Source organism: uncultured Dialister sp. (assembly GCA_900314595.1).
GTDB lineage: Bacteria > Bacillota > Negativicutes > Veillonellales > Dialisteraceae > Dialister.
This window is the reverse complement of sequence record OMVW01000002.1, coordinates 88,358-113,562: the sequence shown is the minus strand read 5'-3', so window position 1 is coordinate 113,562 and position 25,205 is coordinate 88,358. Positions and strand designations below refer to the sequence as shown.

Genomic DNA, 25,205 nt, shown 5'->3' with positions numbered 1-25,205 from the left:
AGTCCCCACATTTATGAATGAAGCATCTCCAAAGCTTTTGAATAAACCGGTTCAACAGGAATCGTGTCCATATGACTTTCTTTGGTCCCGGAATGATCAGCCAGAAATACGTGGCAATGAGGATTTCCATAGGGACCGCTCCGGTCAGGAAGGGTAGGACCAAATAGTGCAATAATGGGTGTATGTACCGCATTGGCAATATGCAAAGGACCCGTATCACTTGAGATATGCAAGCCTGCCATCTTCTCTAAAGCAGCCAGTTCAAGAAGGCTGGTTTTTCCCATTAAATTAATTGTATAAGGTGATGAAGAATATTCCTGTATAGCTCTTCCCATTTCAATTTCACTTTTGGAACCAGCCACAATATTATAAATTTTTTGCGATGAAAACTTTGCTGCGAGAATACCCCAGTTTTGAACCGGCCATTTCTTAACCTCTCCTCTAGTCCCCGGTACAAGGACCACATAAGGTTTTTGTACCCCTTTTTCCAAAAGGAGATTTGAGACAGAATGAATCTCTTTCGAAAAATCGTGAAGCGGAAATTCAATTTCAGAAACCGGGCAGCCAAGATAGCGCATGACATCAAGAAGTTGTTCAATGATATGATCGTTTTTATGATTTCCCGAAATGGGCTTGCTGGCGAGGAAGCTCCCCTCTCTGGCATCGCGATACCCAATCCTCACACTGCAGCCGGATATGGCAGAAATAATAGCGCTTTTCGCTATCATTTGTAAATCGATGACCAGATCAAAATGATGAGATTTTAAATCTCTGTGAACCTGGTGTAAATAAGAAAAACTTTTTATCCTTTTCCTGTCTACGATATAAATTTCATTAATCCATGGTTCACCCGGAAGGATGCCTGCAAAAGCTTCATGGACCGCCCAGGTTATATGGGCATCCGGATAAGTTTTTCTTAGTACATACAGGGAAGGAAGCGCGTGTATGATATCTCCCAGGGAGCTCATTTTTATAATTAAAATATTTTTAAACTTCTTTTTCATATTTTAATCCCTTATAACCGGCAACATTTTCTTTACGAATAATTCGAGATTTCCCCCATGGAAGAGAAACCCATGAATTCCTGCTCTTTTAGCGGCTTCTATATCTCTTTGACCATCTCCGAAAAGAAAACACCTTTCCGGCGGCAAAGAGTATTTCTGCATAGCCTGGAGAATCATTCCCGGAGAAGGCTTACGACAATTGCAGATTTTATCATACTGTGGCAGAGCCGCTCCCGGCAAATGAGGACAGTAAAAAAATTCCGTAATTTTTCCACCATATTGTTCGAAAGCCTCATTCATCCCAAGATGAAGATTCCTTACATCCTGTTCAGAATAATACCCCCTGGCGACTCCGCTCTGATTAGTTACAACAAAAGTTAACCAGCCCTCCGCTGTAAGCCAGGCTACGGTTTCCCTGGCTCCTTCAATCCATTGTAACTGGTCCATAGAGTGGAGATAACCGGAATCTACGTTCAGCACACCATCCCGATCAAAAAAGACAGCTTTATTAATCATTAGTCCATCCGGCATTATCAATCATCTGACAAATAATATGAGCAGCGAGCATATGTACTTCCTGAATTCTGGCAGTCACATCAGAAGGCACAAGAAGTAGTTCATCACATAAATCGATCATTCTGCCACCCGACTTTCCGGATGAGCCAATAGTAATCAGACCTTTTTTGCGAGCTGTTTTCAGAGCTTCATTTACGTTCGCACTATTTCCGCTTGTAGAAATGCCCCAGAGAACATCACCCTGGACACCAAGACCCTCGACTTGACGGGCAAAAATCCGGTCAAAGCTATAATCATTGGCCACAGCCGTGATAATGGATGTGTCCGTAGTAAGTGCAATAGCCGGAAGAGATATTCTTTCATTATAAAACCGGCCTACGAACTCTGCTGCTATATGCTGTGCATCAGCAGCAGAACCGCCATTGCCACATATCAGAATTTTATGCCCACCAGCCAATGCCTTATAACAGATAGCGGCCATAGAAGTAATCACAGGGAACAGACATCTGCTTTTAGCCACAACTTCTTCATGAGAAAGAAAACATTGTCTGATAATATCATTATTCATGTGAATTATCTCCATTTAAAAGTTCCTTTTCTCCAGAGTGTTTCTGATTATCCATTAAAGCCTGAAGTTCATCCATGAAGCTTCCAAGATCTTTAAATTCCCGATAAACAGAAGCAAACCGGACATAAGCAACCTGATCCAGCTTTTTAAGCTCATCCATTACGAAATTTCCTATTTCGACAGTCGAAACTTCCTGCTTAAAATCATTTCTTATTTTTCTTTCTACTGATTCAACGATATTTTCAATCTGCTGAGATGTAATATTACGCTTTTCACAAGCCCGGATCAATCCACTCCGAAGCTTGTTTTTATTGAAAAGTTCGCGGCTTCCGTCTTTCTTGATAACACGTATTGGCATTTGTTCTACTGTTTCATAAGTAGTAAATCTACGTCCGCAAGAAAGGCATTGTCTCCTGCGACGAATAGAAGCTCCATCATCCGTGTCCCGGGAATCCGTAACCTTTGTATCAGGACTGCTGCAATAAGGACATTTCATTATTATTCTCCTTTTACTGTTTAATAGAAAAACCACACTGCTATTGCGGTGTGGTTTTAGAAGACTATCTTATTTTCTGAGGAATTCAGGAACCGCAATGCCTGTAGACGGACGAACAGCATTGCTAAATCTGTTTCCTCCTGCAGATGTCGGAGCTTTCTTCTTATCACCAAACCCTGTTGCAATAACAGTAATTTTTATAGAATCTGCATCCATTTCCGGATCCACGGATGTACCCCAAATGATATTTGCATCAGGATCAGCTGCCTCAGTGATAATCTGAACAGCTTCATTAATTTCGAACAGGCCCAGATCATCATTACCGGTAATATTGATGATAATACCTTTAGCGCCTTCAATATTGCGTTCAAGGAGCTGGCTTTCAATAGCAGCTTTTGCTGCAACAGTCGCACGATCATCGCCGGAACCTTCACCAATTCCCATCAGAGCATCCCCCTGATCGCTCATAATTGTTCTAATATCAGCGAAGTCAAGGTTAATGATTCCAGGTACAGTAATAAGGTCAGAAATTCCCTGAATACCCTGGCGAAGTACATCATCTGCCGTTTTAAATGCATCTTTGAGAGAGACCTTCTTGTCCAAAAAACCCAGTAACCTATCATTAGGAACAACAAGTATAGCATCGACATTCTGCTTCAGTCTCTCAATGCCTTCAAGAGCATTCTTGGCTCTCACCTTTCCCTCAAAGCTGAAAGGTTTCGTCACAACAGCGATGGTAAGCGCACCAAGTTCTCTTGCGCATTGAGCGGCAACAGGAGCTGCTCCGGTCCCAGTTCCACCACCCATACCAGCAGTAACAAAAACCATATCTGCACCGGAAAGAGCTTTTGTCAGTTCTTCTCTGGACTCTTCAGCCGCCTGCTCACCAACATCAGGCTTTGCACCAGCGCCAAGACCTTTAGTTAATTTTTCCCCAATTTGAATTTTGGTTTCTGCCTGTGATTTATTAAGAACCTGTAATTCAGTATTGACCGCAATGAAATCAACACCTTTTACTTCTGCATCAATCATGCGATTAACAGCGTTATTTCCACCGCCACCTACACCGATAACTTTAATATTTGCCATTCTGGTCTCTTCCATGTTTGCTCCTCCTTCAGGATTTCAGTTTGTTGTTCCAAAGCCTGTGGTCAATACATATCTGGCCATCATTTCCTGTCAATCATATTTTACATTGTACAATAATTTAAAGGAATTCGCCACAACTATAGACAAACAATAAATAAATTTTCATTAAATATCACTTCTTGAGCTTAATCAAAGCAGAGGCCGGATTGGCATCCAGATATTCCACCGAAAGTTCCCTGGCCTTGACGTCCCCCACCATATCCTCTGCCAGACGTGCTCGTTCTTCCATATGCTCGCCATCGCCCAGGCGTACTGTAATTCCTTCTCTGGTATAAGCATTTATATTTTCCGGATTCCCGATATTAACTTCCGAGAAAACTTTGATTCCTTCCGGTGAAAGATGATTCAAAAAATTAAGTGCTTCATTTATATCGCCATCCGAAATACGTTCTTCTAAAAGAAGATTTCCAAATCGCTTTCCTGTAATCATAGGAACATTTATCGTCTTGATAGACTGGACAGTATCCATGACAATACCATCCTTATCGAGAAGTGCATATCCAAATTCCCCCTGAACAATCGCTATAGGGATTCGATCCTGCACATCCACTTCCAGAACAAAAGGAAATTTTCTGGAAACCCGTACAGAGTCAATCCGAATATCATGGGAAAGCCTTTCTTCAAGTTCTGAAGTACTGATTTGGAGCACATTAACCGGACGTCGGATTTGACCATCGAAAAGAATATCATCTAGGGTCAAAACCTCAGATCCCTTTAAAACGATATACCCTAAAGGAACAGGCAGCAGAAATAGTACAAATATAGTAAAAATAATAATCACTGCCAGAACCAAAAGTACAGGATGCCTGAAAAAGGCTTTCTGTCTCTTTTTATGTTTTTTCTGAGATTTTGAGGAAGTAGTTTTTCTAGTGATAGAAATGGGTTTTACTCCTATCTCCCTTGGGGGATTAAGATTGGAGTCCGCAGAATTAATTGGTTTATTATGCTGTTCCTCAATAAATTGATTAAAACTTTTGAAATTATTCATGGTTATAACCAGATATCAGCCAATCAAACTTTACCCAGCCCGGCTTCCAGCAGAATTTTTTCACAAAGCGCAGGAAAAGAAATACCTGCTGCTGCCGCCGCCTTAGGCACAAGACTGGTCGAAGTCATGCCGGGGATGGAATTGGCTTCGAGTATAAACGGCCTTCCTTTTTTATCAGTTTTAAAATCAAAGCGAACCGCGCCTTTGCATTCCGCGATTCTGTAGCCACGTTCGGCCATTATTTTCATCTGTGCTGTCAACTCTTCTGAAACAGGCGCCGGGACGATGTAATCCGTAGCACCCTTAGTATATTTGGAGTGATAGTCATACTGACCGGAATGAGGACAAATCTGTATAACAGGAAGGGAAATGCCGTCCAGAACAGAAACGGTAAATTCATCACCTTCAAGATATGCCTCTGCCAGGATTCGAGGTTCCACCTTAAATACTCTTTCAAGTGCAGCCTGCAGATTTTCATTCTCCTTGACAATTTCAATACCAATAGTTGACCCTTCACAAGCCGGCTTTAATACTACAGGAAGACTGAACTCCTTTTTTATATCATTCATGATATAAACTATACCATCTTTCAAATAATATGGTTTTGAATGTGCCATAGGAATTCCGGCTTGTTTGAATAAATAACTGCTCATTATTTTATCCATGGTAATGGCAGAAGATGTTACACCCGAACCAGTATACGGAATACCAGCAAGTTCAAGTACGCTCTGAATAGTACCATCTTCCCCAAATTTACCATGCAGTGCGATAAATACAGCTTCGGCATTTACAGCTTTCAGGTTTTCCACTACATGACAGGGATCATACTCCATTGATATAACTTTATATCCTAAAGATGAAAGAGCTTCAGCAATAGCCTTGCCAGTATTTCTGGATACTGCAGCCTCAGTTGAAGGGCCGCCCATTAATACAACAACTTTTGAATCCTTGGTAATCACTTTTTCATACCCTTTTCTTTTATCAAATGAATTAAGGCTTCTCCAGATTTGAAAATATTGCCTGCCCCCATTGTAATAACCATATCTCCCGGCCTTAAGCAATGATACAACGCATCAGCCATATTTCCGACATCAGGTATATAATGAATTTCTCGATTTGGTAGTCGCTCCTTGACAACATCCGGGATTGTATGTCCATCTACTCCAGAAATCGGGCTTTCACTGGCCGCATAGATGTCAGTAAAAAAAAGTACATCTGCATCGTCGAAAGCTTCGGAAAACTCATTTCTTAAAAGATGGGTCCTGGAATACCTATGGGGCTGAAAAGCACATACGATACGTTTGACGCCAGTTTCTTTAGCCGCTTTTAGAGTGGCCTTGATTTCGGTAGGATGGTGAGCATAGTCATCCACTATCCATAGATCGGCATTATGAAATTTGGTTTCAAAACGTCGTTTAGCCCCACGGAAATGACTCAGCGCTTCAGCAGACACCTCAAAAGAAATTCCACAATATAAGGCAGCCGCAAGGGCACCAAGGGAATTCCGGACATTATGCATTCCAGGAACATGGAGACATACGGTTCCCAACCTGTCTTTTCCATAAAGAACATCGTAATACAATAGACGGTTAATATAATGAATATTAACAGCCCTGTAATCTGCCTGTTCATCAAGGCCATACGTAATTACTTTCGAATGAATCCCTGGCAAAATGGCTTTTACGCCCTCGCTGTCGAGGCACATAAAAGAAGCACCATCAGAATACGAAATATGATTTACAAAATCCGTAAAGGCTTTCCTGATATTTTCCACAGTCTTATAATGATCCAGATGATCATCTTCCACATTAGTAACAATAGTGATATAGTTATGGAATTTCAGAAATGAACCATCGCTTTCGTCCGCCTCGGCAATTACATAGTCACCTTTCCCAAGTATTGAATTACCATGAATATAATCAGCAACAGCGCCCAGAACAATAGTAGGGTCAATTCCGGCTTCTGAAAAAATCTGTCCAACCATTGCAGATGTTGTAGATTTCCCGTGAGCACCGGCAACTGATATCCCTTTACCTGCTTCAAGAAGCGCAGCGAGCACGTCAGACCGATGAAAAACCGGTATGTTTTTTGATTGCGCTTCTACCAGTTCAGGATTATCCGAAGAAATAGCAGAAGAAACAATCACGCAATCTGCACCTTTTATATTAGAAGAATGATGGCCAATGAAAATTGCTGCTCCGCGGGCCCTGAAGTCTTCAATCGCAGGAGAATCAGATAAATCGGAGCCAGAAATTGTAAAACCCTTTTCTAAAAGAATTTCTGCAAGGGCACGCATTCCCATTCCGCCAATACCAATAAAATGGAAGCGTTTATATTTTATCAAATCCATGACAGTTCCCCCTTATTTACACAAATCAAGCGCCAGTCTGGCAATATCCTGACCTGCATGAACCCTGCCCAGGCCAAAAGCGGCGTCCGACATGGTATTAAGTGCTGCCGGCATGTTTTTCAAATATTCGATATCCTGAATCAATTCTTTACCGGTAAGATATTTATCGACTATTATTTTTGCCGCACCTGCAGCTACAAAAACCCGTGCATTAAAGGTCTGATGGTCTTCGGCCGCGTATGGATATGGAATCAGTATAGCCGGCAGTCCTCTTGCGGCAAGTTCAGCAAGACTAATGGCTCCCGCACGGCAGATAATCAAATCTGCCGCAGCCAGAGCAGATGGCATATCATATTCATATTTTATAATTCTGCCTGCTTTACCGACTCTGCCATTATCATCAGCCCGGACCGCCTTCAGCACTTTGTCGTATTCCAATGTACCAGTCACATGGTAAAGGCAGAGGTTATCAAAATTCCGGAAATAATTATGGACATCGGTCATCGCATTATTAATAGAACGAGCACCCCGGCTGCCCCCGGTAACAAGTACCATGAAAGTATCCTTTGGTATTCCAAGTTTCTTTCTGGATTCTTCTCTGACTGCGGCTACGATATCAGGTCTGATTGGATTTCCTGTATATATACATTTTTCAGGATGAGGAAAGCGAGGTTTTGCTTCCTCATAGCCCAAAGCGATTTTATCAACAAAACGACTTAAAATTTTATTCGTAATACCCGGTATCACATTCTGTTCCTGGATAAGGGTTGGAATATGGCTGAGGGCTGCCGCCATGAGAATTGGTCCGCACACATAGCCACCGGTTCCGATAACAACATCCGGTTTAAAGCGTTTTAATATGGACTTTGCTTTAAACAAACTTCCAGCTGTTTTAAGAAGAATCCCGACATTTTCTACCGTTAAAGATCTTTTAAGACCGTACGCCGGAATAGATGCAAACTTATACCCTTCTTTGGGAATAATTCTGGATTCCATGCCATTAGGGGTACCCACAAAAAGGAATTCAACATCTTCCAGTGATGCTATCTCTCTGGCAATAGTAACAGCCGGATATATGTGCCCACCTGTTCCACCACCTGATAAAATAATCCGCTTCATATAATCACCATATCATTTAAGACTATTTACAAGACGTTTGAAATCCATACCCCGTTCTTCCATATTATGATACATATCAAAAGAGGAGCAGGCAGGAGATAAAATGACAATATCTCCCGGTGATGCCAGCTTCTGGCCCAACTTTACAGCATCCGCCATGGATCCAGCGCGGTAAATGGAAGTTACTCCTGCTTTTTTTGCAGCTTCCTCAAAACGGTCTGCAGCTGCACCCAACAGGATAAGATGGGATGTATGGACTTTGGCTTCAGCCATAAAATCTCCCAGCGGAGTACCCTTATCGTATCCGCCTGCAATAAGAATAACGGGTCTATCAAATGCACTCATTCCCTTGATGGCAGCATCTGTGTTAGTGGCCTTGGAATCATTATAATATTCAACTTCATGCAGTGTACGTACGTATTCAATTCTGTTTGGGAGAGATGAAAACTCTTTTAAAGCAGAAACAATAACATCTCTGTCAACTCCTCCCTCATTAGCAAGGAAAGAAGCCGCCAAAGCATCTTCATAATTCTGTTTTCCCTTCAGTTTCATTTCATTAATCGTGCAGAGATGAATAACTTTACCTGAACGGCGTAACGTCAACATGTCTTTATCCAGGAACGCTCCTTCTTCCACCTCATGATTTGTTGAAAGCAGGCAGACATGAGTATGAGCAGCTGCTTTTTCTGCAAGTTCAGGTGTATATGGGTCGTCTGCATTAAGAAGGATGCAGTCTGACTCATCCATATTTTCAAATATGCGAGCTTTGGCTGCCACATAGGCCTCCATAGTATGATGACGTTCCAGATGATCTGGAGTTATATTCAAAATAACTCCCGCACGCGGTTTGAATGTTTTTATAAATTCAAGCTGGAAGCTGGAAACCTCAGCCGCAATCAGGCCATTAGCAGGGACAAGCTCTGCTTCCCTGCTAAGTGAAATACCAAGATTGCCTGCAAGCGCAAAAGGCTTTCCGCTTTTGCTGATCATACTACCTAAAAGGGTAGTAGTTGTTGTTTTACCATTAGTACCGGTAATTGCCAGAATAGGTGCTTTTGTCACCTGATAAGCAAGCTCAACTTCGCTAATAACTGAAATTCCACGATTTCTGGCAGCCTGAACGATAATATTTTCCGCCGGTATGACAGGTGAAACAACAACTGTATCAATATTTTCCAGTAAACCTTCACCTTGTGGTCCGAATTGGAAAACCGCCCCCTGCTCTAATAATGCAGCCCTTTCCTTCTTATCCTGAACGTTATCTTTTAAGTCGGAAATCAATACATGGATATCATGGCGCAAAAGAACATGAGCTGCGCCAAGACCACTAATTCCGGCCCCCAGAATCAATGCATTTTTCATTTGCCAGCCTCCCTTATTGGCATACGAAATATAGAATTGCAATCAATAATATTTTAATTCATATTTTAAAATTTCGAATCAAATATAGCAATAAAGTTATAAGTTGCGGATTGCCAAAATCAGAGAAAGACAGGAAGCAAGCCCTTCAAAAATCCAAAATGCCCAGACAACATGGACTTCACTCCAACCGGACAACTCAAAATGATGGTGCAGGGGACTCATTTTGAACACCCTTTTCCCGGTAAGCTGGAAAGATGCTACCTGAATGATTACTGATAATGCTTCAAGGACAAAAATTAAACCTAAAAAAACCAGCAGAAGCTCTGTTCTGGTAATTACGGCAATTCCGGCAATAGCTCCACCTAAAGCCAAAGATCCTGTATCTCCCATAAAAACTTTTGCGGGGTGATAATTGAAGAAAAGAAAGCCTACACATGCTCCCGCAAGAGTAATTATAAAATACCCTAAATCGTTAAAACCCGTCATATAACAATAAATGGCATAGGCAGAAAATGCGATGACGCAGCATCCGGATGCAAGCCCATCAAGACCATCCGTGAGATTAACAGCATTCGAGGTTCCCACAATAACCAGCACAACGAAAGGATAATAAAACCATCCGATCGAAATATCCGACTGTACAAAAGGAATAGCAATGGAAAATGGGAGCTGGAGTGTATCAACCACCCCCCAGCAGAAAAGTCCGGCAAGAATAAGCTGCCCAAGCATTTTTTGTTTTGCAGTCAATCCAAGATTTCTTTTCTTTTCTGCTTTAATAAAATCATCAAGAAATCCAAGAATTCCATGACCTAAAGTCAGAAACAAAAGCCATAAAACAGATGGATCTATCATTTTGTTGAAAATAACCACAATTAAAGAGGCAAACAGCATGAAAATACCACCCATGGTAGGTGTTCCACTTTTAATCCGGTGAGACTTTGGTCCTTCTTCACGGACAGACTGCCGAGCCTTTAATTTCTTTAACAGGGGAATCCCCAATGTGCCTAGAATAATAGTAACAACTGCGGCTTCTGCCAGATAAATTAAGTAATTACTCTCCATCCTTATCAAAAGCTCCTCTCAATAAAGCTGGAATTTTTTCCATATGCATATAATGTGAACCTTTTATCAATACCACATCACCAGGATGGACCATTTTCTCAAGAAAGAAAGCCGCCTCCTCGCAGGAATCAAAAGATGAAATTTCAGATATACCACCTTCTAAAGCTCCACGGGCAATGAGCCGGCTTAAAGTCCCCACCGTTATAACTGCATCAAAACCCAGTTCTGCTGCTTTCCGTCCCGTCTTATAATGAAGTTCTTCACTGAAGTCGCCCAATTCTCCCATATCACCTAAAACAAGAAAATAGCGATTGCCTTTCAGCTGACGCACAGAACGAAATGCCATTTCCATGGACAAAGGATTTGCATTATACGAGTCATCAACTATAGAAATACCATGAATATTCAATATGGACTGTCTTTGATCTGAGTTATGAAATTCACTAAGCGCCTTCTGAATTTTTTCCGGACTGATACCAAGAACACGTGCCGCTGCTGTTGCAGCAAGTGCATCATATACATTATGAATCCCGAGCAAATTCAGTTTCGCTTTGAATGCTTCGTCAAAGCAGGTACAGATAAAGCGAGTATCAGATGGACCATATTGTATATCGCTCCCCCGTACCGTATATCTGCCATTAATTCCATATTCGATTACTTTTCCATCAAAATGATCCCCCATAGCATTGACTCTGGGATCATCTCCATTAAGGATCGCTATGCCATCAGGTGGAAGAGCATCGATCAATTCTTTTTTTGCCCTTCCAATATTATCCTGACTTCCGAGAATACCAATATGAGAAGTTCCCACATTGGTTACTACTCCTATATTTGGAGAAGCTACAGAACACAATTCTGCAATTTGACCAAATCCCCGCATTCCCATCTCCACAACACAAACATCAGTGTCATCAGCCATAGAAAGAAGAGTAGCAGAAAGGCCAATTTCATTATTAAAATTCTTTTGGGTTGCGCAAACTTTAAAACGAGTGGAAAGGAGCGAATAAATCATATCTTTTGTAGTTGTTTTTCCATTAGATCCGGTAACGCCTATAACCGGTATACGGAAGCGCATCCGATGAAAATGAGCCAACTGTTCCAATGCTTTTTTAGTATCTGAAACAATAAATGCTGAGACATTTTTTCCAAGTTTCTTTACATAGGATTTATCAGAAATAATTACTGCAGCACAACCAGCAGATACAGCATTTGTGAGAAAATCATGACCATTAAAATTATCGCCGGTGAGAGCGATAAAAAGTTCCCCCGTCCTGATTGTCCTGGTATCAGTGCTCACAGCAGTTACGTAGCCTGCCGTTCCCTTTTGCAAAAGTTCTGCGCCCGTTGCTTTAATTATTTCATCCACAGTAAATGAAGCCATTTTAGATCTCCTTAAGTGCTTTTCTTGCTTCTTCCCGATCATCAAAATGAATGGTCCGATCCTTCAGGATTTGATAATCTTCATGACCCTTTCCCGCAATCAGGACAATATCTGCAGGCCCGGCAAGCCTGATAGCACGATTAATCGCCGTCCGGCGGTCTACCAGGATCTCATAATGCAATGAAGATTTTTCCTTTTTTACTTCTTCCACTCCGGCAGCCACTTCCCGAACTATGACATTGGGGTCCTCAGAACGGGGATTATCACTTGTCACAATCGCAATATCCGCATTGCGGGCAGCTATACGTCCCATAATAGGCCGCTTCAATTTATCCCTATCACCACCGCAGCCAAACACCACGATGATTTTCCCTGTTGTAATTTCACGGGCAGTAGTAAGTATTTTCTCGAGTCCATCCGGTGTATGAGCATAATCAACAACGACCGCAAAAGGCTGGCCTTCATCAATCAATTCAAACCGTCCAGGAACACTATGGAAATCTTTCACAGCCTCCAGAATTGCTTCTATAGAAACGCCCTCAGAAAGAGCAGCACCAATAGCTGCCAGTGTATTGTAAATATTAAATCTTCCCGCCAACCTGGTTTTAACAGTGTAGGTTTTACCATCATACTTCAGTTTGAAACAAGAAGACTTGCCGTTAAACTGACTGTCATAAGCATAAAGATCTGCATCCGGATTCTTCATGCTATAAGAATGAAGTTTGCATATATTTCTGTTCCTCACGCCTTCGGCCATGACATGAGCATATGGGTCATCCTCATTAATCCAGGCAGACTTATCTGTTTTACACTGCCCTTCAGAAGATACCATGTTAAAGAGAATTGCTTTCGCTCTGGCATAATTATCCATGGTCTTATGAAAATCAAGATGATCTTCAGTCAGATTGGTAAAAACAGCATCATCAAATTCACAACCTCTAACGCGTCCAAGGACGAGCGAATGGGAAGATACTTCCATGCAGACATGAGTAACTTTTTCTTCAACCATCTGGGCCAAAAGACGTTCCAAATCAATCACGTCGGGAGTTGTATTATGAGTAGGCAGTTCCTTCTCACCAATAAGCGCATGAATAGTACCAATAACCCCAGTTTTATAACCAGCATAGTGGAGAAGATGTGCAGCCACATGGGTGGTTGTCGTTTTTCCATTGGTCCCGGTAAGGGCTATCATCCTCATTTTCCTTGATGGGTAATCAAAGAAATAAGGAACCATATCCTCCATAGCCTGTCTGGTATCTTTTACATATACAACAGTTACGGAATCTGGCACCTTGATATCTTTTTCTGCCACAATAGCCGATGCGCCTTTCTCAATTGCAGAATTAACGAAATCATGACCATCCACATGAGCCCCGGAAAGGCAGATAAAAAGGCTGCCTTTATTAACCTGCCTGGAATCCGCTGTAATATCATTTATGATGACTTCCGTGCTGCCTTTTACACTGACAACGGAAGTCATTGCAGTTAAATCAGATAATTTTTTCAATTAAATCACCTCTTGAAAGCTTCAATTATGCGTCATTATTTATGATATCTTAAACCACTTAAAAGTACAATAGCGGCCTCCAAAAAGGCCGCTTTAAATTAGTTAAATATCATGCAAGGAATAAAAATGGAATCATTCATAAAAATTTACCTCACCCATAAAGCGAAAATTCAAATAGTAATCCCAATTACCCGACATTCAGCGATGGTTTTGTCCAGCAGTTCTGCTGCTGTCAGTACTTCCATAAATATTTCGAACAGGCAGGTTCATGCCAAGTTTTGTTTCAGCTATTTTTTGAATTCGAACAGGGGCCCCCAGTTTAGTGACTTCCAGTTTCGTTACTACGTTCTTCCTTTCAAGAGCCATAACCTCTGAACGAATTCTTTGCATATTATATTCAGACTGTACATTGACGCTATTTAAAAATGTACTAATCATAAAAGGCATCAGAATCATCAGAATTCCCAGAATGACATTGTGAAATATTCCTCGAGAAGATTCATTTTCTTCCCTTTGGGAAATAACTATATCTGCCGGCATAGAATTTATATAATTAACATTTTGTAATGTCTGAGTAATCATTTAGTCTCTCTCCTACCTGATGATTTGTCCACAAATTGGTCTTAACATTTTTCAACTACCCTTAAAACTGCACTTCTTGCTCTAGGATTATCCTCGATTTCCTGATCTGAAGGTTTAACAGGTTTACCTACGCTTTTCACAATTCTGTGATGATGGCAAACGCATACAGGAATGTCAGGCGGACATATACAATCTCTCTCCATTTCCCTGAAAGTCTTTTTTATAATCCGGTCTTCCAATGACTGGAATGTAATAACTCCCAGGCGTCCCCCCGTTGTCAGTCGGCTGGCACAATCTTCCATCGTTTGTTTTAAAATCCCAAGTTCATTATTAACTTCAATCCGTATAGCCTGAAAAGTACGTTTTGCCGGATGAGGCCCTGTTCTTCTTGCTTTAGCCGGTATCGCAGCTTTAATTACAGAGACAAAGGAATCAGTATTTTCTATCGGGTGTTCTTCTCGAAAACGAACAATGAATTGTGCAATCCTTCTAGCCCACCGCTCTTCCCCATATTCATTGATAATTCTAGTGAGTTCATCTTCAGAATAAGTATTCACAACTTCATATGCAGTGAGTGGGTTACGCTGATCCATTCTCATATCCAGCCTGCCATTATGCATATAAGAAAATCCCCGTTCCCCATCATCAAGCTGGTGAGAAGATACTCCTAAATCAAAGATGAATCCATCTACCTGCTCTAAGTTCTGAGAATCAAGTATCCGATTTATATGGCAAAAATTATCTCTTATGAATAAGGTCCTGCATCCTGCATCCTTCAATCGCTCAGATGCAGCAGCAATGGCTTCGGCATCCTGGTCGACTCCAACAATTAAAGCATCATCGGCCAGTTTTTGCGAGAGTGCCAGCGAATGACCGCCACCACCGAGTGTGCAATCTACATATATACCATGAGGATTAGTAATCACCGAATCAATCATCTCATGCAGCAAAACCGTAGTATGCTGAAATTCCATGAAGCACGCCCCCGTAATTACAATTCAAAGTTCAATGGGAGTTCCAGAGAATCTGCTATATCAGCAATAGATTCTCCACAGTTTTCATCCGAATTGAGCAGAACAGGATCCCAAATTTCTATAATAGGACCTGTTCCTACAATGCAGGCATCCTTTTTTAACTGTGCAAAAGTACGTAAATGTTGAGGAATAAGTATCCTCCCCTGCTTGTCGCATTCCATTTCCATGCCTCTACCAATCAAATGTCTCATAATTTTTCTTACTTTATGGTTGGTAAATGGCAGTTTTTGAAGACGGGTAATCAATGCATCCCATCTCTCCTTGGGATAAATGTTTAGGCAGGTATCCAGTCCCGGAGCCAGCACAAAAGTACTTCCCAGTTCTTCCCTGAATTTAGCCGGAAGGATCATGCGTCCTTTGGTATCGATTGTATGGGAATACTGATTCATAAACATAATCCTTCCACCTCCTCCACATTTACCCACATTCTACCACATTTCCCCACTTTATAACAACGAAAAAATTTTGTTTGGTGGTTGGCAGAAAATGGAATTATATGTTGGTGAATCGATAAATACTATATTTTCGCCCATTCACGGTAAATAAAGTCAATAAAAAATTGTGGATTTAGCCCAATTATGGCAAAATAAAATCCTCCACTTTCTCAAGTGGAGGATAAGGAAATATAAAAATAACTGGTGTATTCTACATTAATTTCACAGGTTTGGAAATCATAATATGTTTGTTTTTTAGATATTTAAAATGATCAAAAGGAATTGAAAGTGCTTCGTTCAAAGTCACCGGCTGCAATGACGATATTCCGCCCGCCCAGTAAAGCATATAGCCTATAAGATCTTCTGACGTTAATCCGTCCTTACGAAGTTCTCGAATTGTGATTCCATGCTGCCGCTTTGATAGTCTTACACCGTTTGAATCAATGAGAAGAGGCAAATGTCCATATACGGGAATCCGGCTGTCCAATTTTTTTAAAAGGTACACCTGAAAGAATGTTGATTCGATCAAATCATTTCCACGCAGAACATGGGTAATCCCCATAGCCTTGTCATCAATGGAAGCCGCAAGCTGATAAGCTATCATGTCATCTGCCCTTTTAACGACAAAATCATCCATGCCTGGACGAATCATCCTGACCTGTCTACCGAAAAACAAGTCCGAAAAGGAAACATCCATTTTTTCCGTCTTCATCCGCCAGGATGGTTTCTTATTAATTTTCGCTCGTTCTTCAGCGGTCAAACTACGGCAATGCCCATCGTAAACAGGTCTTTCTTCCCCCTCATGAGGAGCTGAAGATATCTGATGTATTCGGGCGCGAGTGCAATAGCAGGGATAAATGTCTCCAGATGACGCCAGAAACCGGAGTATAGATTCATACACCTGAAGCCTGTGGCTCTGCACAGTACTTCCATAGCTATATTGATTTTCAGGTCCTTCGTCATAATCAAGTCCCATCCATTCCAGATCATGCAGGATCCCCCGGGTGAAGATATCACTACAGCGCTGCTTATCAATATCTTCTATTCTCAGAATAACTTTGCCTTTATGCTGCCTCGTCCACAGCCAGTTTAAAAAGGCTATCCACAAGTTTCCTAAATGCATATAACCGGTCGGACTAGGTGCAAATCGAGTTCGTATTTCCATCAGTCCGGCATCGACTGGACGATATTGAAGAGTTCTTTATCTTTCCGGATTTTTTCTTCGCTCCCCATCACGCAAAGATAAGAATCTTCCATAACACTTCTTACCAAAGGAGCCAGATTTCGGATATCCTGAACAGTACAATCAATAATTTCATTACGAATCTTTAAACGGGATTCCCGCGTGTTACCGGTAAGATAATGAGTCATCGCTCTTTCACCTTTCATAAACGGGGTCAATTGAATTTCTGAAGCAGCCATAGTGCCAATAACATACTTCGTCATTTCTCGTTCCGAAAGTACGAGATTCTCGAGATATTCCGGCAATTCTTTATAAACGCAAATGGTCTCTGCCAGGTTGGGGTCCCGATAGGAACAAAGCTCGGAATTTCCATTCCGGAGAAATCTGGTAAATGCACCATAGGCACCACCAAGGACTCGAACTTTTTTCCATAGATATTCATATCGCAGAATCGTTTCCATAACCGCCAGTGCTCCGCTATAGGTAAAGCCGTGGACTTTGAAATTTCCACCTTTAGCAACGTACTGAACTTTTCCAGAAGTCATGAAAGCTTCATTGATGAATTTTGGCAAAAAGCTTAACCGCCGGTATTCAGGAAGCTTCCCCTCCGGTAGGTCGTCTGTAATAAAAGACAGGGTATCGGTGACCGCTTTTTTCTCTTCCGCTTCACCAATTGTTTCAAAGAAAAGATTTTTTCTAGTAAAAATTTTTCGAGAAACATCTGTCAGACGCTCTTGCAGTATTTCATAGTCATCATCAAAGTTATGTACAAGATTTGTGAGGAAATAATAATAACTGAGGCCTGCCTGCTCAGAAAATTCACCTTGTTTGGAGAAATAAGATGCCAAACGGGTCATAACAAGATCATGACCCCTTGAAAAAGCAGTCATATCCCATTCTGACTTCTCCTGGAGGAGTAATTCTTTCAGTCTCTTAGTGTCCGTAAACAGGGTATGATTTATAATTTCCCCTAAAAGATCCATCATTCTATCCACTTTGGGAGTTAGAGCCTTACCGCGAACGGTAAGAATCGGCATGTAGTCAGATTCATTATCTATATTCCCATAAGAGCCGACTGAAAAACTCATGCCACCTGTATAAGCATTGGACAACCTTGCCAGTTCTCCAAAGCTGTGTTTTGTAGTGCTGAGACTTCTAAGAAGAGTTGAAAGCAGGATTGCATAAGGAATGTCTTCTTCTTTTAAATTGACGAGTTTAAAATAAAGATTAATATAAGTGATTCCGGTCGTATGTACATTGTAATGATAATGATTGATTCCGGAAATGACATCTTTATCCAATTGTTCCTTTTCCACATTTCGATTGAGATCATTTCGGGATAGAAGTGGAATTGTCTTCAATGCTTCTTCTGTTTCACCGGAAGCCTGTCTTTCCTTAAGAAGCCTGGTCGATTCAATAATTTTATCCAGTTGTTCATCACTTAGACTGCTTTTGAAGGAAGCAAGTTTTTCGGCGGTTTCACGATTGACTTTTTCCGTCAGTCCCTTCTCCGGCTTCATTGTGACAAGGACCTGATGAGGATTCTTGATAATGTACTTGATTAAAAGATTTTCGAAATAGTTAGTTCTGATATTTTTTCGTAAAGTATCGATATCATCAATATAACGGAGCGCATCAAACGGATTCCGATCATAAAGCCACATGTCCATGGCGCGTACACCATAAAAAAGTCCTTTTGGCCGGCCTTGATAATCATTTTCGCGTGCTGTAAATTCAGTACGGTTCAGCGCTGCTTCCAGCATATTTTTATCAATACCTTTCAAGGCAATGTTGCGTAAAGTATTATCAAGAATCTGGGCAAACCTGTACTGGTCTTCCACCTCTGAACCGGTAAGTTCCAACGTCCATACGGGCTGTTTGTAACTGTCACAATAATCTCCGGAAAGATCACTGCCTATACCCGCATTAAGCATGGCCTGTTTGAGAGGAGCACCATCTACATCAATTAGTACATAATTAAGGATGCGGAAAGCCAGCGATTCCATGGTCGACATATGATCATTAAAAGCGACAAAGAGAGCATGAATCGCTTTTTTCTGGAGACTGTCATTTTCTGCCACTCCATAAGGTGTAACAAAAGACACCCGTCCAGACAAAGGAGCCTGCGTTTTAACTCCGGAATCCACATTCCTCCGGTCAAACGCTGAAAGATAGTCATGGTCAATATATTTTAAAGTTTCATCGATATCCATATCCCCATAAAGATAAATGTAACTGTTGGAAGGATGATAGAATCGACGATGGAATTCAGTAAATTCGCGGAAAGACAGCGTTGGAATAAGTTCCGGATCTCCGCCTGATTCCACTCCATAAGTTGTATCCGGGAAAAGTTTTTCCATGGCTTTCCCCTCAATAATAGCATCCGGAGTAGAAAGAGCTCCTTTCATTTCATTGTAAACCACGCCATTATAGGATAGAGGCCCATTTTTATTTTCCAGTTCATAATGCCAGCCTTCCTGCATCAAAATCTGCGGATTTTTAATACAGTCGGGGTAAAAGACTGCATCCAGATAAACATCCATCAGGTTATGAAAATCTACCGCATTTCTGCTGGCAATCGGATACATGGTTTTATCCGGCCAGGTAATAGCATTTAAGAATGTATTAAGTGATCCTTTAGCCAATTCGACAAAAGGTTCTTTTAACGGATATTTGCGAGATCCGCAAAGGGTGGAATGTTCCATAATATGCGGCGTCCCCTTGGAGTTATCCGGAGTTGTCCTGAAGCAGATATAAAAAACCTTATTATCATCATCATTGCCCAGATACATTAACCTGGCTCCGCTCTTGACATGTTCCATCTGATATGCATCTGAATTAACTTCTTCAATATGAGACACGGCAGTTACACGAAACCCATGCACCTGGTCTCCTTTTTTCCATTTCATAAAAGCCTCCCTTAATGAACAGAAAAAGCGCAGGCATATACCTGTGCTTTTTATTTGATGTGAATTATTCAGACTTTGCCTGTGGGAAGAATTCGTCATGAATAGCCTGAACAGCCCGATCCAGGTCTTTTCTTAAAATAAGGCAGGAGATACTGATTTCAGAAGTGCTGACAATATCAATATTTATATTTGCTCTGCCAAGAGCGCCAAACATACGGGCAGCGACTCCCGGAGTGCCAAGCATGCCTGCTCCCACAACAGAAACCTTGGCAGTATCATCATCATAAATGACTTCCTCCAGTTTGCCTTCATCACGCATCTGTTCCAATACCCGTTTGGCATCATCCATATCTGTATCATCAATGGTGAAAATAATATCTGTTTTGTCATCATTGGAATTTCTAACACTCTGTACAATCATGTCAACGGTAATATTATCTTCCGCAAGGGCGGAGAAAATTGTATAAGCAACGCCAGGAATATTCCTAAGTCCCAATACCGCTATGCGGGCAGCATGCGCATCCTGAGCCACACCTCTTACTGAATCATTCTTGCCTTCCATTGTGCAAACCTCCCTGATAATGGTACCTTCTTCATCGGTGAATGTAGATCTTACATGAATCGGAATGTGGTATTTCATTCCAAGCTCAACACTTCTTGGCTGCATGACACCAGCTCCCAGTCTGGCCATTTCTAGCATCTCAGTATTCGTTATTTCTTTCATTTTAATACAGCCTTTAACATGACGGGGATCAGCAGAATAAATACCATCTACATCAGTAAAAATCTCACACATGTCAGCATGCATAGCCCCGGCCAATGCTACGGCTGTAGCATCGGAACCGCCGCGGCCGAGCGTGGCCACGTCGCCATTAGGCATAATTCCCTGAAAACCGGCAACGATAACAATTTTTCCTTCTTCCAGTTCTTTAAATACCCGATCCGGTTTCACATCATCAATCCGGGCCTTGCCATAAGCTCCACCAGCAATAATTCCTGCCTGGGGACCGGTTAAAGAAATTGATGGGACGCCCAGTTTGCGGAATGTCATGGCCATTAAAGCAATGGATTTTTGCTCACCGGTAGCCAGAAGCATATCCATTTCTCTGCCATGATTAACGTCTGAAACCTTTGCTGCAAGATCCAGCAGATCATCAGTCGTATCTCCCATGGCTGATACAACGATAACAATTTTATCTCCAGGCTTTCTGTCCCGAAGCACACGGTTAGCAATATTCAGCATTTTTTCCGGTGTAGCAACTGAGCTTCCACCAAACTTCTTTACATAAAGCGCCATTTACATCCCTCGTTCAACAAGTAATTACCATCTATAACTTTTAGAATTTTATCATGCCCTTGATATCCTGTAAAGAAGAATTGTTATAAAACGAATCAAATCAATAACAGAACCGCATCAATAGAAATATGATTTCCCGCGCGGGATACCTTAACAGCGTAAACAGGCAAAACCAATAAATATAACAGGAAACAAAAGGCAATAGAAACTCTGAGGAAAGGCTTGTTAGTATTCGATTCCTTTCCTTGCACGAATCCCCTGCTGGTAAGCATGTTTTACAAGGGTCATTTCTGTCACTGTATCCGCCAGAGTAATAAGTTCCTGCGGAGCATACCGACCAGTCAATATGATATTCAAATGCTCCGGCCTGTTTTTAATCAAATTTACAACCTCTTCTACAGATAGCATCCCAAAATGAATTGCATAATTAGCCTCATCCAAAATAACCAGGTCCCAATTACCATTCATCACTTCATCTTTAACCATAGTCCAGGCTTTTTGTGCCAGCAAAGCCTTCTTTTTAAATGTCTCCTCATCGTCCTGATCATTTTTATTATGAAAAACGAACCCATCTCCCATAGGGCGGATTTCAATACGACCATCGATACTCTTGAGTGCCTCCACAGCTTTTAATTCACCATACTTCCATGCACCCTTGATAAATTGAAGAATGAGAACCCGCTGTCCATCTCCCCAGGCACGCATAGCTGTCCCAAGCGCAGCCGTCGTCTTTCCTTTTCCGGTGCCCGTATTAATCAAGACCAGACCTTTTTGTTTTCCCTGCATTTTACCTTCCTCCGGCTTTCCCGTTTTTATAAGTCTCGCACGACTTAAGGAACTTCTCCGCAGCTTTCGGATTTCCCTCAAAAGAAAGATGGAGATAGCTGGCCAGGACATTCTTCTCAGCAAATCCCTCCTGATGGGGAAGAGACTGGCGAGTTCCCTGCAAATCATAGGCCCACGGAAAATCCTCATGACAGCGCAAAAGAGAAAAATGAAATTCGTGTCCTTTTAGAATATCTCCCTGATCTGCAATGATACTGTCCCGAAGTGCTCTTCCGGTTACATACCCCACTCGTTGAAGCGTTTTCTGCATCTCGCAGATTCCTGGAACAAGTCCCGCCATCTCATATTGATGTCCATCAAATCCCTGAATTTTATCACAGAGATACATGAGCCCCCCGCACTCCGCATAGACCGGCATACCATCAGCAGCTGCTTTGCGAATAGAATTCTTCATGGAATCATTTCCCTCAAGTTCATTGAGAAACATCTCAGGAAACCCACCGCCAAATACCAGACCATCTACATCGGGAATAGCTGAATCTTTGACAGGACTGAAATCTATCAGTTCTGCACCCAGTATTTCTAAAGCATGTAGACTGGCCGGGTAATAAAAACTGAATGCTGCATCCTTTGCAACACCAATTTTTACGTATTTCTTTATATTCTCTTTTTTCTCATCAGCCACGGAAATAGATGGGGCGCTTCTGGCTATCTGTATCAGCTTATCCGTATCCACCCATTTACCTGCATCCTCTCCCATATGATGAATAAGGTTGGATGTTTCAATCTCCGTTACCGGTGTAAGGCCAAGATGACGTTCAGGAGTCTTAAGCCCCTCATCCCTGTGAAAAGCACCAAGGACAGGCATATGAATTTTATCCATAACCTCCCGAACCATGGCCTCATGCCGATCCGAGCCAAGACGATTTAAAATAACCCCGGCAATGTTAACATCAGGATCATATTTACGAAAACCTAAAGCAGTAGCGGCTATACTGTAACCTACAGATTTACAATCCAGTACAAGAATGACGGGGGCTTTCAGGCGCTTTGCAATATCTGCAGTAGAGCTGATTCCATTTGCACCGCCATCGTACAACCCCATAACACCTTCCACAATGGAAATATCTACGCCTTCCGAAAGATAAGCAAAATTTGAGAGCAGATGATCCTCAGGGCTCATCCAGGTATCAAGGTTATAGGAATTTCTTCCTGCGGCAAGGCCATGAAAACCAGGATCGATATAATCCGGGCCCACTTTAAAAGGCTGTACAGCAAATCCAATGGAATGAAAATAAGCAAGGAGACCCGTTACAATCGTAGTTTTACCAACACCGCTGTTAGTTCCGGCAATAACAATACGGGGACGTTCGAGATTACGCATATTCAGTCATCTCTCTTTGCGATAATCGTACTCAAATAATTCGGTTTGTAATCTGCCGGAAGGCTATCAATATCTCTCTGAATAATTTCATCCGGAAGTCCTGCCCGGGAAACCATAACCGCCTTCTTGATCATATGATGCTTTCTAAGTTCTTCCTGAACGAAAGCAAAACTCTTATATACTTTCATAATGACAGCATTATCAGATGCAGCAAGGGCTTTATCAAATTTTTCAGGATCTGCTGTAGCAGGGATAATGAGTACGTTTTCCTCCCATTCCGTAACAGGAAGCCCTATATATGATGCAATTCCAAGAAATGCAGGAATGCCTGGAATCGTCTCAACTTCGTATTCGTCAGAATCCTTAAACTCATTAAAAATGTACATATATGTACTGTAAAGCATAGGATCTCCAAGAGTCAGAAATACCAGATTTTTCCCTTCGTCCAGCTTTTCTGCTATTATTTTCCTGTTCTCTTTCCACTGTTTTTCAACAGCATCCATATCCGTATTCATCTGAAATACCATAGGAAGGATAGCTGTTTTTACAGAAATATACGGTTTGGCGATATTAAATGCAACCGATCCTTCTTTCTTTTCTGTCTTTGGCGTAATGATTATATCCGCATTCTGAATCGTCTCTACCGCCTTTACAGTCAGAAGCTTTGAATCCCCCGGCCCTACACCGATTCCATATAATTTTCCCTTTTTCATAAATCTCCTCCTGTCCGCTTTCATCCATGATTTGATAATAAACATGCAAAGCGTATTTTTAATATGTATTATTGTACCATGACTTTTCTACTATATCCAAAACAATTTATATGCCGGATATTATTTGTGAAGTATTTAAAATGCAAAAAGAAAACTGTGAATGAAAACATCATCCACAGTATAGAAATAAGAGAAATCATACCGCCTATTCATCAATATCCATTAACCTGGCTCACAACGCGGAAATTACCTACGTTGAATGCTTTGCAGATTACATTAAAGAAAGGTCCATAGAGCATGGTCCGGTATATTTCAGAAGTCGTAATCAGCAGTAGACGGCTTCCATCATAGGTAACACGAGCAAGACTGTTATTGATATATTTTTCAAAGTCCTTATCAGACATCTCTTTTTTCAATCTTTCCAAAGCTTCTCTTGTAGGGCCTTCCTGGTACTCAGGGCGTTCCATAACCGGAATGAACCGGATTTCATAGATTTTATCATTATAGCCTTTAGATTCAGCAGAATATCTTTTTCCTTTTTCCATTTCTTCCATAAAAAGCACCTATCCTTTACAAAGAATTTTAACCTTACCTATTATAACATCTTAGTTAACTGTATGCAGAAAATATTACAAAATAATCATCAAGTATGCAAGTTGAATATTTCTACAAGCATCCCCGTTCGTGAAGGCTGACGAAAGTGCCATCTCCAATAATGATATGGTCCAGTACCTGCATATCAAGAAGTTTGGAGGCTTCCGCAAAAGCCTTTGTTACAGAAATGTCTTCCTTCGATGGTTCCGGATATCCGGAAGGATGATTATGAACCAGAATAAGACCATAAGCCTTATAGCGGATTCCCCATTTCATAGCCTCTTTAATGTCCACAGGAGCCGCATTCAGATTACCTTTTGTTATTTCCTGAAATCCAAGAAGCCGGTTTTTTACATTGACGTATGAAACCAGGAAATGTTCCTGATTTTCATGGCGAAGTTTTTCCATAAAAAAATCAGCAACTTTGTCCGGAGTATTAAAGCTGATTAGCTTTCGCCTGTCAAAAAGGAAGGAAAGGCGGCGGCCCAGTTCGACGGCAGCACATATGGTAATGGCCTTGTCCGGACCAATACCTTTAATATCAGTCAAATCACGCCAGTTCAAATCCTCATAGCCGTTAATCCCGGAAGTTGTTTCAAGCATATCCACAACTTCCTTGGCAATCTCCATGACAGAATGTCCCTGCCTGCCAGTCCTGAGCAGAATCGCAACGAGATCTGTATTGCTTGCCAGCGAGGGGGATTGGGCAAACCTTTCTCTTGGCTTATCTTCAGTCCGCATTTCTCGTATCAGCATAATCTTATCACCCCGGTTAGAAATCAAACAA

At 41.5% G+C, this 25,205-nt stretch carries 24 protein-coding genes; all 24 read right to left on the bottom strand.

The genetic code is table 11. From position 1 onward, the window contains the following. Nucleotides 1-11 precede the first annotated feature (11 nt). The 24 genes from QZN42_RS01495 to radC all read right to left on the bottom strand — a co-directional run bounded on the left by QZN42_RS01495 (nt 12) and on the right by radC (nt 25,174). Nucleotides 12-1,004 (bottom strand): glycosyltransferase family 9 protein, encoded by a 993-nt coding sequence (locus tag QZN42_RS01495; protein ID WP_296953950.1) that lies wholly within the window; start codon nt 1,002-1,004, stop codon nt 12-14. 3 nt (nt 1,005-1,007) lie between these two features. Continuing rightward, the gene (locus tag QZN42_RS01490) at nt 1,008-1,520 is read right to left on the bottom strand and encodes an HAD family hydrolase (protein WP_296953949.1); all 513 of its coding nucleotides are present in this window, start codon (nt 1,518-1,520) and stop codon (nt 1,008-1,010) included. Next, nucleotides 1,513-2,088, bottom strand: coding sequence for a D-sedoheptulose 7-phosphate isomerase (locus QZN42_RS01485; RefSeq protein ID WP_296953948.1), 576 nt, complete (start codon nt 2,086-2,088; stop codon nt 1,513-1,515). Before QZN42_RS01485 ends, QZN42_RS01490 begins: the two co-directional genes overlap by 8 nt. Beyond that, on the bottom strand, nt 2,081-2,584 hold the full coding sequence (gene nrdR, locus QZN42_RS01480) for a transcriptional regulator NrdR (protein WP_296953947.1): 504 nt from the start codon (nt 2,582-2,584) through the stop codon (nt 2,081-2,083). The genes QZN42_RS01485 and nrdR overlap by 8 nt, the downstream gene beginning before the upstream one ends. A gap of 69 nt (nt 2,585-2,653) precedes the next feature. Then, complete coding sequence (gene ftsZ / locus QZN42_RS01475) at nt 2,654-3,688, bottom strand: cell division protein FtsZ (RefSeq protein WP_296953946.1); 1,035 nt, start codon at nt 3,686-3,688, stop codon at nt 2,654-2,656. Nucleotides 3,689-3,845: 157 nt separating this feature from the next. After that, complete coding sequence (locus tag QZN42_RS01470; protein ID WP_296953945.1) at nt 3,846-4,721, bottom strand: cell division protein FtsQ/DivIB; 876 nt, start codon at nt 4,719-4,721, stop codon at nt 3,846-3,848. Between the two features lie 23 nt (nt 4,722-4,744). Beyond that, a complete protein-coding gene (locus QZN42_RS01465) occupies nt 4,745-5,680 on the bottom strand; it encodes a D-alanine--D-alanine ligase (RefSeq protein ID WP_296953944.1) in 936 nt (311 codons plus the stop codon). Further along, the gene (murC, locus tag QZN42_RS01460; protein ID WP_296953943.1) at nt 5,677-7,071 is read right to left on the bottom strand and encodes a UDP-N-acetylmuramate--L-alanine ligase; all 1,395 of its coding nucleotides are present in this window, start codon (nt 7,069-7,071) and stop codon (nt 5,677-5,679) included. Before murC ends, QZN42_RS01465 begins: the two co-directional genes overlap by 4 nt. Nucleotides 7,072-7,083: 12 nt before the next feature. Continuing rightward, nucleotides 7,084-8,190, bottom strand: a complete 1,107-nt coding sequence (gene murG / locus QZN42_RS01455; RefSeq protein WP_296953942.1) for an undecaprenyldiphospho-muramoylpentapeptide beta-N-acetylglucosaminyltransferase — start codon at nt 8,188-8,190, stop codon at nt 7,084-7,086. Nucleotides 8,191-8,202: 12 nt separating this feature from the next. After that, nucleotides 8,203-9,552, bottom strand: a complete 1,350-nt coding sequence (gene murD, locus QZN42_RS01450) for a UDP-N-acetylmuramoyl-L-alanine--D-glutamate ligase (RefSeq protein WP_296953941.1) — start codon at nt 9,550-9,552, stop codon at nt 8,203-8,205. A 96-nt stretch (nt 9,553-9,648) separates the two neighbouring features. Beyond that, nucleotides 9,649-10,614, bottom strand: a complete 966-nt coding sequence (gene mraY / locus QZN42_RS01445) for a phospho-N-acetylmuramoyl-pentapeptide-transferase (protein WP_296953940.1) — start codon at nt 10,612-10,614, stop codon at nt 9,649-9,651. Beyond that, a complete protein-coding gene (gene murF / locus QZN42_RS01440) occupies nt 10,604-11,995 on the bottom strand; it encodes a UDP-N-acetylmuramoyl-tripeptide--D-alanyl-D-alanine ligase (protein WP_296953939.1) in 1,392 nt (463 codons plus the stop codon). The genes mraY and murF overlap by 11 nt, the downstream gene beginning before the upstream one ends. A gap of 1 nt (nt 11,996) precedes the next feature. Then, complete coding sequence (locus tag QZN42_RS01435; RefSeq protein ID WP_296954027.1) at nt 11,997-13,475, bottom strand: UDP-N-acetylmuramoyl-L-alanyl-D-glutamate--2,6-diaminopimelate ligase; 1,479 nt, start codon at nt 13,473-13,475, stop codon at nt 11,997-11,999. 225 nt (nt 13,476-13,700) lie between these two features. Continuing rightward, entirely contained in the window at nt 13,701-14,084 is a 384-nt protein-coding gene (locus QZN42_RS01430; RefSeq protein ID WP_296953938.1) for a cell division protein FtsL, read from the bottom strand. Between the two features lie 41 nt (nt 14,085-14,125). Then, nucleotides 14,126-15,058 (bottom strand): 16S rRNA (cytosine(1402)-N(4))-methyltransferase RsmH, encoded by a 933-nt coding sequence (gene rsmH / locus QZN42_RS01425; protein WP_296953937.1) that lies wholly within the window; start codon nt 15,056-15,058, stop codon nt 14,126-14,128. A 17-nt stretch (nt 15,059-15,075) separates the two neighbouring features. Further along, nucleotides 15,076-15,513, bottom strand: a complete 438-nt coding sequence (mraZ, locus tag QZN42_RS01420; protein ID WP_296953936.1) for a division/cell wall cluster transcriptional repressor MraZ — start codon at nt 15,511-15,513, stop codon at nt 15,076-15,078. 250 nt (nt 15,514-15,763) lie between these two features. Continuing rightward, the gene (gene gluQRS / locus QZN42_RS01415; protein ID WP_296953935.1) at nt 15,764-16,717 is read right to left on the bottom strand and encodes a tRNA glutamyl-Q(34) synthetase GluQRS; all 954 of its coding nucleotides are present in this window, start codon (nt 16,715-16,717) and stop codon (nt 15,764-15,766) included. After that, a complete protein-coding gene (locus tag QZN42_RS01410; protein WP_296953934.1) occupies nt 16,717-19,644 on the bottom strand; it encodes an insulinase family protein in 2,928 nt (975 codons plus the stop codon). Before QZN42_RS01410 ends, gluQRS begins: the two co-directional genes overlap by 1 nt. Nucleotides 19,645-19,708: 64 nt before the next feature. Then, the gene (locus tag QZN42_RS01405; RefSeq protein ID WP_296953933.1) at nt 19,709-20,941 is read right to left on the bottom strand and encodes an aspartate kinase; all 1,233 of its coding nucleotides are present in this window, start codon (nt 20,939-20,941) and stop codon (nt 19,709-19,711) included. A gap of 225 nt (nt 20,942-21,166) precedes the next feature. Continuing rightward, nucleotides 21,167-21,727 carry a cob(I)yrinic acid a,c-diamide adenosyltransferase gene (gene cobO / locus QZN42_RS01400; protein WP_296953932.1) on the bottom strand — a complete coding sequence of 187 codons (561 nt, stop codon included), beginning with the start codon at nt 21,725-21,727 and terminating at the stop codon, nt 21,167-21,169. Nucleotide 21,728: 1 nt separating this feature from the next. Further along, nucleotides 21,729-23,111: a cobyrinate a,c-diamide synthase gene (locus QZN42_RS01395; protein ID WP_296953931.1), complete on the bottom strand. Its 1,383-nt coding sequence runs from the start codon at nt 23,109-23,111 to the stop codon at nt 21,729-21,731. A 2-nt stretch (nt 23,112-23,113) separates the two neighbouring features. Then, complete coding sequence (gene cobI, locus QZN42_RS01390; protein ID WP_296953930.1) at nt 23,114-23,824, bottom strand: precorrin-2 C(20)-methyltransferase; 711 nt, start codon at nt 23,822-23,824, stop codon at nt 23,114-23,116. Between the two features lie 212 nt (nt 23,825-24,036). After that, on the bottom strand, nt 24,037-24,378 hold the full coding sequence (locus QZN42_RS01385) for a hypothetical protein (protein ID WP_296953928.1): 342 nt from the start codon (nt 24,376-24,378) through the stop codon (nt 24,037-24,039). Nucleotides 24,379-24,490: 112 nt separating this feature from the next. Further along, entirely contained in the window at nt 24,491-25,174 is a 684-nt protein-coding gene (gene radC, locus QZN42_RS01380; protein ID WP_296953926.1) for a DNA repair protein RadC, read from the bottom strand. Nucleotides 25,175-25,205: the final 31 nt, after the last annotated feature.